General features: G+C 71.7%; 9 protein-coding genes. 3 read left to right on the top strand and 6 right to left on the bottom strand.

All coding sequences use genetic code 11. The annotated features are described in order from the left end of the window. Positions 1 to 88: 88 nt before the first annotated feature. From K318_RS0117535 to K318_RS24035, 3 genes are all read left to right on the top strand, one after another. The gene (locus K318_RS0117535; protein WP_029090440.1) at positions 89 to 3,394 is read left to right on the top strand and encodes an acetyl-CoA carboxylase family protein; all 3,306 of its coding nucleotides are present in this window, start codon (positions 89 to 91) and stop codon (positions 3,392 to 3,394) included. A 95-nt stretch (positions 3,395 to 3,489) separates the two neighbouring features. Then, on the top strand, positions 3,490 to 5,208 hold the full coding sequence (locus K318_RS0117530; protein WP_051298176.1) for a class I adenylate-forming enzyme family protein: 1,719 nt from the start codon (positions 3,490 to 3,492) through the stop codon (positions 5,206 to 5,208). 69 nt (positions 5,209 to 5,277) lie between these two features. Beyond that, on the top strand, positions 5,278 to 6,030 hold the full coding sequence (locus K318_RS24035) for a TetR/AcrR family transcriptional regulator (RefSeq protein WP_051298175.1): 753 nt from the start codon (positions 5,278 to 5,280) through the stop codon (positions 6,028 to 6,030). Positions 6,031 to 6,040: 10 nt separating this feature from the next. Here the strand turns inward: K318_RS24035 and K318_RS23020 are convergent, their stop codons facing one another. The 6 genes from K318_RS23020 to K318_RS23005 all read right to left on the bottom strand — a co-directional run bounded on the left by K318_RS23020 (position 6,041) and on the right by K318_RS23005 (position 16,598). After that, entirely contained in the window at positions 6,041 to 6,916 is an 876-nt protein-coding gene (locus K318_RS23020) for an ABC transporter permease (protein ID WP_035282247.1), read from the bottom strand. Next, on the bottom strand, positions 6,916 to 7,860 hold the full coding sequence (locus tag K318_RS0117515; protein WP_029090438.1) for an ABC transporter permease: 945 nt from the start codon (positions 7,858 to 7,860) through the stop codon (positions 6,916 to 6,918). Before K318_RS0117515 ends, K318_RS23020 begins: the two co-directional genes overlap by 1 nt. Continuing rightward, a complete protein-coding gene (locus K318_RS23015) occupies positions 7,857 to 8,687 on the bottom strand; it encodes an ABC transporter ATP-binding protein (protein WP_051298174.1) in 831 nt (276 codons plus the stop codon). Before K318_RS23015 ends, K318_RS0117515 begins: the two co-directional genes overlap by 4 nt. Continuing rightward, positions 8,684 to 9,787 (bottom strand): ABC transporter ATP-binding protein, encoded by a 1,104-nt coding sequence (locus K318_RS23010; protein WP_084500382.1) that lies wholly within the window; start codon positions 9,785 to 9,787, stop codon positions 8,684 to 8,686. The genes K318_RS23015 and K318_RS23010 overlap by 4 nt, the downstream gene beginning before the upstream one ends. 6 nt (positions 9,788 to 9,793) lie before the next feature. Next, positions 9,794 to 11,305, bottom strand: coding sequence for an ABC transporter substrate-binding protein (locus tag K318_RS0117500; RefSeq protein WP_029090437.1), 1,512 nt, complete (start codon positions 11,303 to 11,305; stop codon positions 9,794 to 9,796). A gap of 124 nt (positions 11,306 to 11,429) precedes the next feature. Beyond that, positions 11,430 to 16,598 (bottom strand): DEAD/DEAH box helicase, encoded by a 5,169-nt coding sequence (locus K318_RS23005; protein ID WP_051298173.1) that lies wholly within the window; start codon positions 16,596 to 16,598, stop codon positions 11,430 to 11,432. Positions 16,599 to 16,601 lie beyond the last annotated feature (3 nt).

Raw genomic sequence — 16,601 nt, 5'->3', positions numbered from 1 at the left:
AGCGGGTGGGAGTCGTGTCGTTGACACAGACGTCAGTAGGTGTTTCACTTCATATTGACACTGATGTCAATATTGTTCGGGAGCCCCGATGCCCACTGTCCTCATTGCCAACCGCGGCGAGGTCGCCGTCCGCATCATCGATGCGGTCCACGCAGTGGGATCCACGGCTGTCGCCGTCTGTGCGGAGGATGACGACCTTCACACGCGCCGCGCGGACGCCGTGGTCCGGCTCGAAGGGACCGGCCCCGCCCCGTACCTGGACATCGCACAGATCATCGCCGCGGCGGAGCGGACCGGGGCCCGGCTCGTCCACCCCGGCTACGGCTTCCTCTCCGAGAGCGCCGCATTCGCACGAGCCTGTGCCGAGGCGGGCCTGACCTTCGCGGGCCCGAGTCCGGAGGCTCTCGAGACGTTCGGAGACAAGGCCGCGGCCCGCGACCTCGCACAGCGGCTCGGAGTGCCGGTCGTGCCCGCCACCGGACTCGCGCCTTCCGCGGAGGAGGCGGAGGCGTTCCTGCGCGCGCACGGAGCGGTGATGGTCAAGGCGACCTCGGGCGGCGGCGGCCGCGGACTGCGGAAGGTGACCGAGGCGGAGCACCTCGCTGCGGCGATCGCCGACTGCGCCCGCGAGGCGGAGCAGTTCTTCGGCACTGCCGACGTCTTCCTCGAGCGGCTGGTGGAGTCCCCGCGGCACATCGAGGTCCAGGTGGTGGGGGACGGAAGCCGCACGCAGCATCTCTGGGAGCGGGACTGCTCGGTCCAGCGGCGCAACCAGAAGCTCATCGAGGTGGCCCCGAGCCCGGACCTGCCCGAAGAGATGCGGCGGCGCATCCTCGCTGCGGCGCTGCGCATCGCAGACGGTGTCGGCCTGAAGTCCCTGGCGACCGTGGAGTTCCTCGTCGAGGACGGCCGCTTCCACTTCATGGAGGTGAACCCCCGCCTGCAGGTCGAGCACACGGTGACCGAGGAGATCACGGGAGTCGACCTCGTCGCCGCCCAGCTCCGCATCGCCGCAGGCGCCACCCTCGCCGAGGCCGGGCTGGCGGAGCCGCCCGCGGCCTCGGGCTTCGCCCTCCAGGCCCGGGTGAACGCCGAGCACCTCGACGGAGCGGGGTACCCTGTGCCCTCGACCGGGCGGATCGAACACCTGTCCCTCCCCTCCGGGCGCTATGTGCGCGTGGACACGGCGCTGCGCAAGGGGGCCGTCATCAGCCCCCGGTTCGACTCCCTGGTCGCGAAGGTCATCACCCGCGCCGAGACCTTCGAGGGGGCGGCGGCCGCGGCGGCGCGCGCACTCGAGGAGCTCCGGATCGACCCGCTCATGAGCAGCCGTGCGCTCCTGCACGGGGTGCTGACCGATGAGGAGTTCCTCTCAGGGCGGGTCGGCACGGGCTATCTCGATGCCGGGCTGTCGAGGCTGCTCGCCCATGAGCTTCCGTGCGACGGCGTCCCCTCCCCGAGCAGTGCCGCCCTGCCCGAGAGCACGGCCGCCGAGGAGGGCGGGACCCGCGCCGTCCCCGACGGCGCTGTGGTCATCAGGGCGCAGCTCGCCGGCGTCGTCGTGTCCCTGGGGCTCGAGGCCGGGGAGGAGCTGCCGGCCGGCGCCGATGCGGCGGTGGTCGAGGCGATGAAGATGGAGCATCCCGTCCGGACCCCCGTGGGCCTCGTCGTCGACGAGGTGTGCGTTCGGGCTGGGGATCTCGTGCAGGTCGGACAGGTGCTCGCCTTCGGGCGTCCGGGTGCCGGTGCCGGGACCGCTGAGGACCTTGCCGTCAGCGCCCCCGGAGCCTCGCGGTCGGAGGGCGCGGACGCTGCGGAGGGCGGGCCCGGGCAAGAGGATGCGGAGCCGTGGGCGGAGGAACTGGAGGAGATCCGGTGGAGGCACGCGGAGGCGGCGAAGCTGGGCGGCGAAGCGAAGATCGCCAAGCAGCGGGCCGACGGAAAGATGACGGCGCCGGAGCGCATCGCCGCACTTGCCGATGCCGGCAGCTACGAGGAGATCGGCCCGCTCGCAGGGGCCGGCCGCTACGCCGATGACGGGAGCCTCGTGGGCTTCAGGCCCTCGAACCACCTGACCGGCACGGCCCGGCTGGACGGGCGTCGGGCGCTCCTGGGCGTCGACGACTTCACGATCCGGGGCGGCTCCGGAGACGCTGCGGTGCACGAGAAGCAGATCTTCGCGGAGAAGCTCGCGGGCGAGATGCGGGTGCCTCTCGTCCGCGTCCTCGACGGTGCGAGCGGCGGCGGCAGCGTCAAGAAGGTGCTGGAGGCGGGAGCCATGTACCTGCCCGTGAACCCGGGCTGGGACTCCGTCGTGGAGAACCTCTCGCGCGTCCCCGTCGTCTCCGTGTGCGCGGGACCCACCGTGGGTCTGGGCGCCGCCCGCTTCGTCATGTCCCACTTCGGGGTGATGGTCTCCGGCGTGGGTCAGCTCTTCACGGCGGGTCCGCCGGTGGTCCGGGCTGCGACGGGCGAAGACCTCGACAAGGAAGGCCTCGGCGGGGAGGCGGTGCACCGCGGCAACGGCACCGTCGAACGGTTCGTCCCCGATGAGGAGACCGCCTACGCGGTGGTGCGCAGCTTCCTCTCCTACCTGCCGTCCTCGGTGGACGAGCTTCCGCCGGTCATCGAGAATGCGGACCCCGGTCCCCATGCCGAGGAAGTGCTGGCTCGCGCCATCCCGCGGAATCCGCGGAGGATCTACGCGATCGACCCCATTCTCGAGGCGGTGTTCGACCGCGGCTCCGTCTTCCGGTTCGCCGAGTACGGCGACGGGACGTACACCGCCCTCGCCCGGCTCGCAGGCAGGCCCGTGGGAGTCATCACGGCGGATCCCCGCAGCGGCGCGACCCTCTCGCGTGAGGGCGCACAGGCCGTGGAGCGGCTCGTGGACCTGTGCGAGACCTTCCATCTGCCGATCGTGAGCCTCACCGATCAGGCCGGGATGACGATCGGTCTGCAGGCGGAGGGGGCCGCGACGATTCGCGCGGGGGCACGTGCGCTCACCGCCGTGTACCAGGCGAGGGTCCCGCAGGCGGAGATCATCCTGCGCCGGGTCTACGGCGTGGGCGGTGCCGGCATAGTCAACCGGCACCGCGCGGTGCGCAGCTGGGCGTGGCCTTCGGGGGACTGGGGATCCCTGCCTCCGCAGGGCGGGATCGAGGCCGCCTTCCGTGCGGAGCTCGAGCGGAGCACGGACCGCGAAGCCATGCTCGCGGCCCTGACGGCGGAGCTCGAGAGGGTGTCCTCGCGCTTCCGGACGGCAGAGACGTTCAGCGTGCAGGACATCATCGATCCGCGCACCACTCGGCGCCGGCTGTGCGAATGGGCCGAGGACGCCTACCGCGTCCTGCCCCGCCTCCTCGGAGCGCCGTCGTTCGGGGTGCGGCCATGAGCGTTGGGCCTCCGCAGGAACCCGGGGCCGATCGGGAGCACGGGAACGGCCGCACAGCCCCATGCACACGCATACGTGGACGAAGGAGTACCGCAATGACCGCTGAGACCACGACCGCCGCCGATGGCGCCGCCATCCTCGCGAAGCTCACCGCTGACGGCGTCACCCTGCTCGACCGGCTCGACCACTGGGCCGAGCACCGCCCCGACGCCGTCTGCATCTACGACGGGGAGGCGGGCACGGAGATCACCTACCGCGAGTTCGCGGCGGCCACCGACAGGATGGCGGGAGGCTTCGCCGCCCTGGGACTGCAGAAGGGCGACAGAGTCTCCGTCCTCACCACGAACAGCGTTCTCGCGGCGCAGACGATCTTCAGCTGCTGGAAGGCCGGTGCCGTCTACTGCCCGGTGAACTTCTCGTACCGGGGCAGGCTGCTGTCCTACCAGCTGAACGACACCCGGCCGCAGCTCATCGTCTCCGACCCCGAGCACGCCGGCCGCATCGACGAGGTGTGGGCGGAGTACGAGGGCGCCGACGGGACGCGCCTTGTGGTGCTCGGTGAGGAGCAGGCGGAGACGGCTGCGGCCTCGGCGCCGCGCATCCCGTGGTCGGCGGTGACGGCGGACCGAGCCCGTCCCCGGATCAGCGTGGGCCCCGGCGACCCGGCGAACATCATCTACACCTCGGGCACCACGGGGCCGGCGAAGGGCGTTCTCCAGCCGCACCTGTGGGTCAACCAGTACACCTTCGGCATGCGGGGGAACCTCGACCATGAGGACGTCGTCTACAACGACCTGCCGATGTACCACGTGGGCGGTGCCTTCGCGAACTTCGGCAAGGCGATCTGGGCCGGCTGCGAGACGGCGATGTGGAATCGCTTCTCGCCCTCGGAGTTCTGGGACCGCATCGCGCTGCGGCGGGCGACCTCGGCGATCCTGCTCGATGTCATGGTGCCCTGGCTCATGAAGGCGCCGCCCACGGAGCACGACCGGGATAACACCCTCTGCAAGGTGCACATGCAGCCCCTGCCGCTCCACCACACGGAGGTCGCACGGCGGTTCGGCATCGACTTCGTCTCCGCCGGATTCGGCCAGACGGAGTCCGGCGCACCCCTCAAGCTGATGCTGCGCGAGTGCCCGCCCGGCACCGGGACGCCGGAGCGGCTGCGCAGGGGCAGACGTGACGAGGACATCCTCGCCGACTGCGCCCGGCGCGGCACCGCGGTGGTGGATGGAGAGACCGTCACGGTCAAGGGCGCGATGGGGTTCCCCGCCGAGTTCTGCGAAGCTGCGGTCCTCGACCCGGACGACCGGCCCTGCGCGCCGGGGGAGCCGGGAGAGCTGGCGGTGAGGCCCCTGATCCCGAACCTCATGATGCTCGAGTACCTGGGCAGGCCGGAGGCGACGGAGAAGGCATGGCGCGGGGGCTGGTTCCACACGGGTGACTCCGCGATCCAGGACGAGGACGGCTCCTTCCGCTTCATCGACCGGCTGGGAGACCGGATCCGGGTGCGGGGAGAGAACCTCTCCTCGTTCCAGGTGGAGGATCTGCTCAACACGCATCCCGATGTCCAGATGTCCGCGGTCTTCGCCGTCCCCGGCGCGGAGGGCGATGAGGACGACATCGTCGCCTATGTGGTCGCCGCCGAGGGGGCGGCCCTGACCGAGGAGGTTCTGCGGGATCACGCCGATGCGACGATGCCGAAGTTCATGCGGCCCAGGCATGTGAGGATCGTCGACGACATCCCCCGTACCCCGACCAATAAGATCGAGAAGTACAAACTGCGCCGCGAGTTCGCCTCCGCAGACGCCTGAGACGCCGGTCACGGGCGGTCTGAGCGGTGTGCGCCCTCACGGCCGACGTCGTACAGGGGAGGAGCCCGCATGGCACGCAGCCAGATCGGCGACGCAGACTGGGCCGCCGCGCGGGCGATCCGGCGCGAGCACGACTCCGCGACGAAGACCGCCCTGCTCCGCGGAGCCAGGGCGGTCTTCTCGCGGCGCGGTTATGCCGGCGCCACGATCGGGGAGATCGCCGCGGCGGCAGAGGTGTCGCGGCCGAGCTTCTACGTGTACTTCGCCACGAAGGCCGAGGTCTTCCGCGGGGTGGCCGAGCAGCTGCGCGAGGAGCTCCTCGAGGCGCACCATCACACGGGCGCCACGGCGGACGACCCCGTGCTCCTCTCCCGCGCGTCCACGGAGGCGTTCATCACCGTGTACGTCGAGAGCCTCGAACTGGTCGAGGAGATCGCGAACCGCGCCGAGCACGATGCGCGCGTGCGCGAGATCTTCGAGGAGACGGTGTCCCGCCCGGCCCACAGGACCCGCGGCCATATCCGCAGCCTCGTGGACGCGGGGCTCGCGCAGCCGCGCGTCACCGTGGAGTACGCCGCGGGCATCATGCGTGCGGTCCTCATGGACGCCGCCCGTGAGATCCGCCGTGCGCCCGGGCAGCGGGACCACGTCATCGATCAGGCGACCCGCCTGTACCTCGCGGTGATCGGCTACCGGGGCCCACTGCCGGAGGGCGATCTCAGAATGCCTGGGCCCGACGCCGCTGTTCCGGAGCCCGAGCGGGCGACCTCGCCGGACGGCGGAGCGCCGGATGATGCCCAGGGGGCGGCCGGCGGGGGCTGAGGCGGCTCCCTCAGCTCCTCCGCTTGGGGTCCAGCCACTCCTGGAACTCGTCCGCCATGATGTTCGCGGCGAAGACCATGAGCGCGATCGCGATGCCCGGCACCAGGATCGCCAGGGGAGCCTGGCTCATGAACGAGTAGGCGCGGGAGAGCACCGCGCCCCAGGAGGAGCCCGGGGCCTGCACTCCCAGCTGCAGGAAGCTGAGGCTGGCCTCGGCCAGCATCGCGAGGCCGAAGATGATCGAGGTCTGCACGATCACCGGCTGGATCATGTTGGGCAGGATGTGGGGCAGCACGATGCCGCGCATCCCGCGTGCCCCGAATGAGCGTGCGGCCTCGACATATGTCATCTCCTTGACGCTCAGGGTCTGCGCACGTGCCAGGCGGGCGATTGCGGGAGCGAGCACGATGCCCACCGCGAACATCGCGTTGAAGAGTCCGATGCCCATCGAGGCGGTCACCCCGATGGCGAGCACGATGGCGGGAAAGGCGAGCAGGGCGTCCACGACGCGCATGAGGGCGGTGTCCACCCAGCCGCCCAGGTAGCCGGCGGCGATGCCCACCGGCAGGCCGAGGCCCAGGGCGACGGCCACCGCGAACAGCGCGGCGGCGATGGTGGCCTGCCCGCCGGCGATCATCCGGGACAGGACGTCGCGGCCCAGGTCGTCCGTGCCCAGCCAGTGCTGCGCCCCGGGGCCCTGGAAGACCTGAGTGAGATCCTGTGCGTCCGGGTCGTACGGCGTGAGCCAGCGGCCCGCCAGCAGCAGGACCAGCGCCAGCAGGAGGATCGCGATGCTGAGGACGCGGACGATCCTGGGCTTCCTCGCCCTGACCGGCGCCGTGCCTGCGGTGCCGGAGGCGGTCTGGGTCGTTGTCGGTGTGCTCATCAGCGGATCCTTGGGTCGATGACGCGGTAGAGGATGTCGACGAGGAGGTTGGTGAAGATCACCAGCAGCGCCATCACGAGCACCACTCCCTGGACGATCAGGTACTCCCGCTGGTTCGTCGAGGTGACGATGAGCGTGCCCAGCCCGGAGAGGCCGAACACGGTCTCGACGACCACCGCCGCGGAGAGCAGGCGGGAGATCTGCAGGCCCACGATCGTGAGGAACGGCAGGCTGGAGTTCTTCAGCGAATGCAGCCAGAGGATGCGGCGCCAGGGCAGCCCCTTGGCGCGGTGCGTGCGCACATGGTCGCTGGAGAGGTCCTCGACCATCGCGCTGCGCACCTGCCTGCAGATCTCCGCACCGCCGACGAGTCCGAGCGCGACGGCCGGCAGGAGAGCGGCCCTGAGCGCTCCCACGGGGTCGTCGGAGAAGAGCGGTCCGCCGGGGCCCGGGAGCCAGCCCAGAACGACGCTGAAGACGAGGATGAGCACCATCCCGAGCCAGAAGTTGGGGATGGCGAGGCCGAGGGTCGCACCGGTGGTGAGGAACCGGTCGAGGCGTCCGCCGGCCCGTGAGGCGGAGAGGATGCCGGTGGGCAGGCCCACGATGACCGCGACCAGCAGTCCCATCGTGGTGAGCGCGAGAGTGACGGGGAGCCGCTCGAGGATGAGCCCGGCCACGCCCTGCCCCGTCATGAAGGACACCCCGAGATCGCCGGTGAGCACGCCTCCGAGCCAGGTGAGGTACTGCATGGGCAGGGAGAGGTCCAGGCCCAGCTGAGACCGGATCTCCGCGAGGCGCTCCGGCGTGGCGTACTCGCCCGCGATCGCATTGGCGGGATCGCCGGGGATGAGCCGGATGAGGAGGAAGACGACCACGGTGGCCAGGAGCACAGTGGGAACGGTGGAGAGGAGACGGGTGGCGATGAGGGACGTGACCTTCATGAGCGCGTCCTTCCCGGGTCCGTCGTCCCTGCGCCGAGCAGCGGCTGGTCGGGCCCGCCCACCGTGAGCTGCGAAGCCAGCAGCTTCTCCGTGTACTCCTGCTGGGGCGACCGCGTGACCTGCTCGGTGGGTCCTGTCTCGACCGTCTTCCCCAGGTGCATGACGTGGAGATGGTCGCTGATATGGGCGACGACGGAGAGATCGTGGCTGATGAAGACTAGCGCGAGATTCAGCTCTTCGCGCAGGTCGCCGAGCAGATTGAGGATCTCGGCCTGGAGGGCGACGTCCAGGGCGGCGACCGACTCGTCGCAGATGAGCACCCGGGGCTCCACGATGAGGGCGCGGGCGATGCAGGCCCGCTGCTTCTGTCCGCCGCTGAGCTGGTGGGGGAAGCGCATGGCCTGGTCCATGCGCAGGCCCACCTGGGTGAGCATCTCCTCGGCCCTGGCCTCTCGTTCGGCCCTGGTCCCGATCCTGAGCACGCGGAGCGGCTCGACGATGCTGGTGAGGATTCGTCTGCGCGGATCGAGGGCGCTGTGCGGATCCTGGAAGACCATCTGCGCCGTGGTGCGGAAGCGGACGAGGTCGGCCCCGCGCAGGCGGCTGATGTCCCTGCCCTCCCATTCGACGCTCCCGGACGAGACCGGGACGAGGGCCAGGAGCGCGCGGACGAGCGTGGACTTGCCGGAGCCGGACTCGCCGATGAGCCCCACCGCGGTGCGGGCGGGAACGTCGATGTCGACGCCGTCGACGGCCGTCACGGAGCGGTTCCGTCCGGCCCGGAACTCCACGCGCACGTCCCGCGCCGTGATGATGGATTCGCTCATGGCCTCTCCTCTCCGTCCGCGTGCGTGCCGATCGTGTGCGCGTGAGCAGCGGGCGCTCGTTCCACATCGGGTGCCGTGGATTCGGACTCGTCCAACCTGCCGTGTGCGAGCGTGCGCAGTGCGTCCCCGAGCTCCCCGGTGCGCAGGCACCGGCTGTGCAGCTCGCCGCCGGCGGGCGCGAGGGGAGGATGGGCATCGGCGCATGCGGCGACCGCGAAGGCGCAGCGGTCGGCGAACCAGCATCCCGGAGGCTCCGTCCCGGGAACCGGCACCCGTCCGGGGATGCTCATGAGGCGGTGACCGCGCCTGTCGGGCCGCGGCAGCGCGCCGAGGAGAGAGGCGGTGTACGGGTGGCCGGGAGCATTCAGCACCTGATCCACGGGCCCGGTCTCCACGATCTCCCCGGCGTACATCGTCGCCATCCGGTCGCAGAGCCGGCTCACGACGCCCAGATCGTGCGTGATGAAGAGGACCGCGGTCCCCGCGGCTGTGCAGGCGGAGCGGACGAGCCGGAGCAGCTGGAGCTGGACGGTCGCATCGACGGCGGTGGTGGGCTCGTCCGCGATGAGGAGCTCGGGCCCGCAGATGAGCGCCAGCGCGATGACCACGCGCTGGCGCATTCCGCCGGAGAGCTCGTGCGGATAGGCGCCGAAGCGCCGCTCCGGATCGACGATGCCCACTGCGTCGAGCATCTCGACGGCCCTCCGCCTGGCCTCCTGCGCGGAAACGCGGCGGTGGGCGCGCAGGGTCTCCGTGAGCTGGCTGCCGATCGTGAAGACCGGATCGAGCGCTGTCATGGGCTCCTGGAACACCATCGACATGCGATCGCCTCGCACCCGGCGGAGGTCGTCGCCGTGACCGTGCAGGAGTTCCTCGCCCTGGAGCCTGACGCTGCCGGAGACCTCCGCGGTGCGGGGATCGAGCAGCCCCATGGCGGCGAGGGCGGTGACGGACTTCCCGCTGCCGCTCTCGCCCACGAGCCCGAACACCTCACCCGGTGCGATCCGGAAGCTCACGTCCTTGACGATGGGCGCACGGGCCCCGGGATCCCGCGGATCGGAGAACGACACCCGCAGGTCCTTCACTTCGAGCAGATCCATCGGTCCTCACCTCGTTTCGGTGACATCGGTGAACTTGGGCTTGCCCAGCAGGTTGGGCTGGTAGCCCCGGACGTGCCCGGCGTGGGCGACGAGGGTGTCCTCGAAGACCAGCGGGACGAAGGTGGCGAACTCGAAGGTGAGACGGCCCGCCTCCTTGAGGTCGGTCGCGCGGGTGTCCTCGGTCGTCTTCTCGTTCGATCGGTCCACCGCTTCCTGGAGCCCCGGGGTCGGGACGCCTCCGGTGTTGTAGTAGCCGGCTTCGTCCAGGAGCTGCGCATACGTCTGGGCCGGGTCCGGCCGGCCGGTCCAGGAGGAGAACAGCGCGTGCTCGCGGTTCTCGTCGAAGTACTCGGTGGTGGACTGCACCAGCTCCCGCGGCTTCATCGTCACATCGAGCCCGATGTCCTCGTAGGAGTAGCGGATGATCTCCGCCAGCCGCACGGTGTTCGCGTCATTCGGCAGCAGGACCGAGACCGAGGCGCCCTCCGCACCTGCCTCGCGGAGCAGCTCGCGTGCGCGTTCGGGGTCGTAGTCGTACTGGCTCTCCGCCTCCACGGAGGCCCAGTGGGACTCGGGCAGGTACGTGGAAGCGGGTTCCGCGTAGCCGAAGAACCCCACCTCAGCCATCTGCTCGCGATCGATGGCCAGGTTGAGGGCCTGCCTGACCTCCCGCTTCGCCATGAGCTCATCGGACAGGTCGAGGTAGATCATCCGCACCCGCATGCTCGGGTCCGCATTCACCGTGATCTCGTTGTTGAGCGCGAGGCTCTCCGCGTCTGCCGCTCCCACCTGGTAGGCGATGTCCACCTGGTTCGTGATGAGGGCGTCGACGCGGGTCTTGGGGTCCGAGAGCACGCGGTAGGTCATCCGGGGAGAGGCGTGGACGTCCTCGTTCCAGTAGTCGTCATTGGCCGTGTACTCGACGGCGCTGCCTCGCTTCCACTCGCGCAGCTCCCACGGGCCGGTGCCGACGGGGGCGGAGGCGAGGGTCTCAGGATCCTCCAGCGCGGCGGGGGAGACCATCATGCCGGCACGGTCGGAGAGGATGAGGGGGAGCGCGGAATCCGGTTCCGAGAGCTCGATCCGCACAGTCCGCGCGTCCACTGCCGTGACCGTGTCGACGGAGGAGAGCTCCGACTGCAGATTGGAGCCCTCCGAACGGGAGCGGTCGAGATTCGCCTGCACCGCCTCGGCGTCGAACTCCGTCCCGTCGTGGAAGGTGACTCCCTCGCGGAGGGTGAGGACGAGGGTGCGCGGATCCTCGTAGGTCCACTCCTCCGCCAGCCCGGGAACGGGCTCCGTGGTCTCCGGGTCGAAGCCGATGAGCGTGTCGAAGACCGGATAGAGGAAGACATGGTCGTTCCCGGAATTGCCCGTCGCGGGGTCGAAGGAGGAGACATCGCCGGTCATTGCGACGACGAGCTCGCTGAGGCGGTCCTCCGAGGAGCCGAGCGCGGAGCAGGCGGTGAGGCTGAGGCAGGCGAGTCCCGCCGTGCCTCGCATGAGAAGTGACTTCATGAGTCTCCTAGGCGTCATTGCCGTGGTGCGGCTCACATTAACGAGGCTTTGACAGTTGTGTCAATGAATTTTTGACACACATGTCAGCGGGGGTGAGACGGGCGGAGAGGGGCGGTGACGGCCTTCAGCGCGTGTGCGAGTAGAAGCGCAGGCCCCGGGGTGTGATGGACATCCCCGCGCGCTGGAGCGCCTCGGACCACGGGTGGCCGAGCGCCGAGGCCCCGTCGATCGTCTCCAGGGTGAAGCCGCCCAGCCGGAAGCGGTGCAGTGCGGACACGAGGGCTCCCGCGCACTCCTCTGCGGGCACGCCGGCACCGGCATCCCCGTCGGCCTCCGGGAACGTGAGCAGGACGCGGCCTCCGCGCGCCAGCCAGGCGATGGGCGCACCGTTCCTCAGTGCGATGAGCGCACCGGCGGCACGCGAGGGCCTGCGCTCGCCCCCTGTGGGCTCCGGCCACGGCAGAGCGCTGCCCCAGGGGTTCGCAGGGTCTGCGGCGGACAGCACGAGGACCTCGGCGTCGGAGCTCGCAGAGTCAGGGGCCTCCGCGAGATCGCGCAGCCGGTCCACCGTCGCATGCTCGGCGAACTGCGCACCTCCGAGCCCCGCCACGAAGCTCCCGCGCACCGCCCGGCCGGCGTCCTCCAGCCCGGAGAGCACCTTCTGCAGCACGGGGAACCCGCCGGGCACGTGCTCCGCCACCGCTGCCGACCGCGTCACCACCCCGTAGCGATCGAGGAGCGCCTCCGCCGTTCCCAGAGCCCGCTCCGTGGGCGTCACCGGTTCGACCGGAGCCAGGGACCAGCGTCCCCGCAGGCGCGGATCATCGACGGGGCCCGCGAGGGCTCCCGCACCGGTGCCCGGAAGCGACCGATAGGCCGAACCGTACGAGGAGCCGAAGCGAGCGCTGCCGCCCCTCCTGCGCCCGGACGCGCTCCTGCGCGAGGCGCTGCGTCTCACCAGCCCGCCGCCGGCACTCGCAGACGGCCGTTCGAGCGCACCGCGCACGGGGGCGAAGGAGTCGCTCGCCGCCAGTCCGCGCGCGGCAAGGTCCCACAGAGCCGCCCGCAGTGGCTCTGCCTCCCGCGGTGACTCCGCCGCCCGCAGCGCCTCCGCAGCCCGCAGCGCCTCTGCAAGCGGGGTGGCTCCCGCACGGTCGTCTCCCGCACGGTCGTCTCCCGGCAGCGCATCCCCGAGGCGCGCCGTGATCTCCCCGGTCGTCCATGCGCCGCCCGCGCCCAGCACGGAGAGAACGGATTCCTGCAGGGAGGAGAGCGGAGGCGCGGCAGGCGCCGGCAGCGTCTCACCCGCGAGCTCCGCGAGGTGGAGGGCGATGAGCGGATCGGCGCCGTCCTTCCCTCCCGTCCCCGTTCTGCCGGAGGGGCCGCCGCGCTGTGGTCCGCCCTTCTCCGCACTGTCGCCCGTCGCGTCGAGCTCGGGCGCCCAGAGGACCTCGCCGGTGGCGATGAGACCGTCGAGCAGGGACGGGGAGAAGTCCTCGATCCGTGCCGGCAGCACCTGCGACTCCCACAGCGAGGCCGGCAGTGCGAGCCCGGACAGCTGTTCGACCACCCGGAGCAGCCCCTCGGCACCGTGCAGCGGCCTGCGCGCGAACTGCCGCTCCGCGAGCAGCCGGGCGAAGGCGCACGCGGGGACAGGCCGGGTCGCCTCCCGCGCCGCCTGCAGGCCGCGCCTGCGAACCCGCGCGAACACGTCCTCGTGCATCCACGCCTCCGCCAGCGGGATGAGGGCCCCCGCACTCCTCAGCCGTTCCAGCGGGCCGTGCAGCACCGCCGCACCCACACCCCAGCGCCGCGCGAGCTCCTCCGCGGTGAACCTGCCGTGCGTCCGTGCGAAGCGGAGCAGCAGATCGCCCACGGGGTCCGCGCCCGGATCCAGGAACTCCCGGGGCACGCCCGCGACCGGCACCGCGCCCTCGCCCAGGACCGCCCGCAGACGGCCGGCATCCTCGACTGCGGCCCAGGCGTGCCGATCCCCGGCAACTACGCGCACGGCACGGCCCGCCGCCGCGAGCTCATCGAGAGCCCGCTCCGCCGAGGCCCCGTGCCCCTCGCCGTCCTCAGCGTCCGGTTCCAGCCGGTCGGCGACCTCGGCGGCGGTCAGCGGTCCGAGCGCGCGCAGGAGGTCGGCCGCGCCCTCCTTCCCGTGAGCGCGGCGGCCGGGTGCGGTGCGCTGCAGCTCCGCCTCCACCTCGGCGATGATCCCCGGTTCGAGGAGGTCAGCGGCCTCGCCCCGGCCCACGAGCTCGGCGAGCATCGCCGGATCGAGGCTGAGCGCCGAGGCCCTGCGCTCGGCCAGCGGCCTGTCGCCCTCGTACAGGAACTCGCCCACATAGCCGAACAGCAGGTCGCCGGCGAAGGGGGACGGCACCGGGGTCTCCACGGCGGTGATGCGCACCTCCCCGCTGCGGATGCGGCGCATGAGGGCCTGCAGGCCGGGCAGATCGTAGACGTCCTGGAGGCATTCGCGCGCGGTCTCGACCAGCACCGGGAAATCGGGGAACTCCGCGACCGCTTCGAGCAGGCGCCCGGCCCGCAGCCTCTGCTGCCACAGCGGGCTGCGCCTGCCGGGGTCCCGACGCGGCAGCAGGAGGGCGCGTGCGGCGCACTCGCGGAACCGCGCGGCGAACAGCGCCGACCCTCCCACCAGCCGCTCGACCCGCTGGACCAGATGCTCGGGCTCGAAGTCGACGAGCTCGGGGCCGGGCGTCGGACCGCGGACGGCGTTCGCCGAGGCGCCGGGCCCGGGGATGTGGGCCGTGCCGGAGGGACGGGTGGGACTGGAGATGTGCGCCGTACCGGAGATGTGTCCGGTCTCCTCGGCGGGGATGCGGGCGATGATCCCGTCATCGGCGGCGATGACCGCGGCGCTGCCGCCGTAGGCCTCACGCAGCCGTTCGCCGAGTGCCAGCGCCCACGGCGCATGTACGCGCCTGCCGTAGGGGGAGTGGAGGACCAGCCGCAGATCGCCGTTCTCATCGGGGCAGGTCTCGAGCACGAGTTCGGTGTCCGTGGGCACGACCCCGGTGCTCCGCCGCTGGGCGTCGAGGAAGGAGCGGAGGTTCGCCTGCACGCGGGGCTCGCGGGCGCCGGGTGGAGCGGCGGGACCGGGGTGCGCCTCGGCGGAGGTCTCCTCCTCCTGCTGGAAGCGGCGGACGAAGGCACCCATCGCCTCTCCCAGCTCCAGCGGCCGGCCGGGCCCCTCTCCGCGCCAGAACGGCAGCCGCGCGGACCTGCCCGGCGCAGGCACCACCGTCACCCTGTCCGCGCCGATCTCCTGGATCCGCCAGGAGCTCGCGCCCAGGGTGACGATATCGCCCACCCGGGATTCGTGGACCATCTCCTCGTCCAGTTCGCCCACGCGGCGGGCACCCGCGGCCTCCTCGTCCCGGGGCAGCAAGACGGAATAGGTGCCGCGGTCGGGGATAGTGCCCGCATTGGTGGTCGCGATCCGCTGCGCGCCCGGCCGGGCGGCGAGTGCGCCCGTGCCCCTGTCCCACACCAGCTGCGGGCGCAGTCCCGCGAACTCCTCCGCCGACCAGCCGCCGGCGAGCATCCGCAGCACGGACTCGAAGGAGGCCCGGCCGAGCTCGCGGAAGGGGTGGGAGCGGCGGACGAGGTCGAACCAGTCCTCGGCCGTGGTCTCCGCCATCGAGATGTGCGCGACGGTGTGCTGGGCGAGGACGTCGAGGGGATTGCGCGGCGGCGCGAGCGGTTCGAGCTCGCCGCGCTCCATCCGCTCCACGATGACGGCGGCCTCGAGCAGATCGCGGCGCGTGCGCGGGTATACGAGGCCGTGCGCGGTGGCCCCCACCTGATGGTTGGCTCTGCCCACGCGCTGGAGGCCGCTGGCGACGTCCGGGGGAGCGGCGATCTGGATGACGAGGTCCACCTCGCCCATGTCGATGCCGAGCTCCAGGCTGGAGGTGGCGACCACGCAGCGCAGCTCGCCGGATTTGAGCTCGTGCTCGACGAGGAGCCGCTGCTCCTTGGACACGGAGCCGTGGTGCGACCGGGCGATGATCGGCGGAGGCGCGCCTTCGGAGGCGTCTCCGACGGCGGAGGCGCTTCCGCTGGGGAACGCGCTCCCGCTGGGAGAGCCGGCCCCGCTCTCGCCGGCGGAGGCGTCCTCGGCCCCGGCCTCGCCGGACCTTCCCGTCGTCGGCCCCGTGGCCGAATGGAGGACGGCGGGATGGGTGCCGCCCGTCCGCTCCGCGTGGAGTTCGTTGAGCTTGGCGGTGAGCTTCTCCGCCAGCCCCCGCGAGTTGACGAAGACGATGGTGGAGCGGTGGGCGAGCACCTGGTCGAGGACGCCGGCCTCGATGTGCGGCCAGACGGAGCCGGAGCGTTCGGCGGCGTCCGAACCGAGCGCGGGGGTGTTCACAGTGCTGCCGGCGATGTCGCCGAGGTCCTCGACCGGCACGACGATGCGCATGTCCGGCACCCGTTCGGCCGGCGGCCGGACCACCGTGACGGGCGCAGCGCCGCCGAGGAAGGCCGCGACGGTCTCCTCCGGGCTCACCGTCGCGGACAGGCCCATGCGCCGGGCGGGGGACTCGAGCAGCGCATCGAGCCGTGCGAGCGAGAGCGCCAGGTGCGAACCGCGCTTGGTGCCCGCGACCGAGTGCACCTCGTCGACGATGACGGTGTCGACGTCCCGCAGCGTCTCACGCGCCTGTGAGGTGAGCATGAGGAAGAGGGACTCCGGCGTCGTCACGAGGATGTCCGGAGGCCGGCGCCGGAGCCGGGCGCGTTCGGCGGGCGGGGTGTCCCCGGTCCGCATGCCCACCGTGATGCCCGAGGCCGGCTCACCGCGGGCTGCCCGCTCCGCGTCGATCCCGGACAGCGGGAGGTCGAGGTTCTTCCGGATGTCTGCGGCCAGCGCCTTGACGGGGGAGATGTAGAGGACGCGGGTGGCCGATGCCTCCTCTTTCACGGCGGTGCTCCTGCGCCGCGGGCTCGCCCGCCGGCGTGCCTCCTGCGGCTCCTGCGCCGCTTCTGCGCGCTCCTGGGAGAGCCGGTCGAGGGCGTGCAGGAAGGCTGCGAGGGTCTTGCCCGAGCCCGTGGGCGCGATGACCAGGGCGTTCTCCCCGCCGGCGACCGCGCGCCAGGTGGCCGCCTGGACCGGCGTGGGCTGCCCGAACCGGCCGTTGAACCAGGCGCGCGTGGCGGGGGAGAAGCCCGCGAGGGCTTCCCCGTCTGCCGCCGCGGGGCTCCCGACGGTCCGGGCGTCTGCTGCTGCCTGCCCGGTGCCGCGCTCCTTCGAACCTGCCATGCC

Origin of the sequence: Brevibacterium album DSM 18261, assembly GCF_000426445.1 — a bacterium.
Lineage (GTDB): Bacteria > Actinomycetota > Actinomycetes > Actinomycetales > Brevibacteriaceae > Brevibacterium > Brevibacterium album.
The sequence above is the reverse complement of the archived record's forward strand: the minus strand, read 5'-3'. Positions and strand labels throughout refer to the sequence as shown.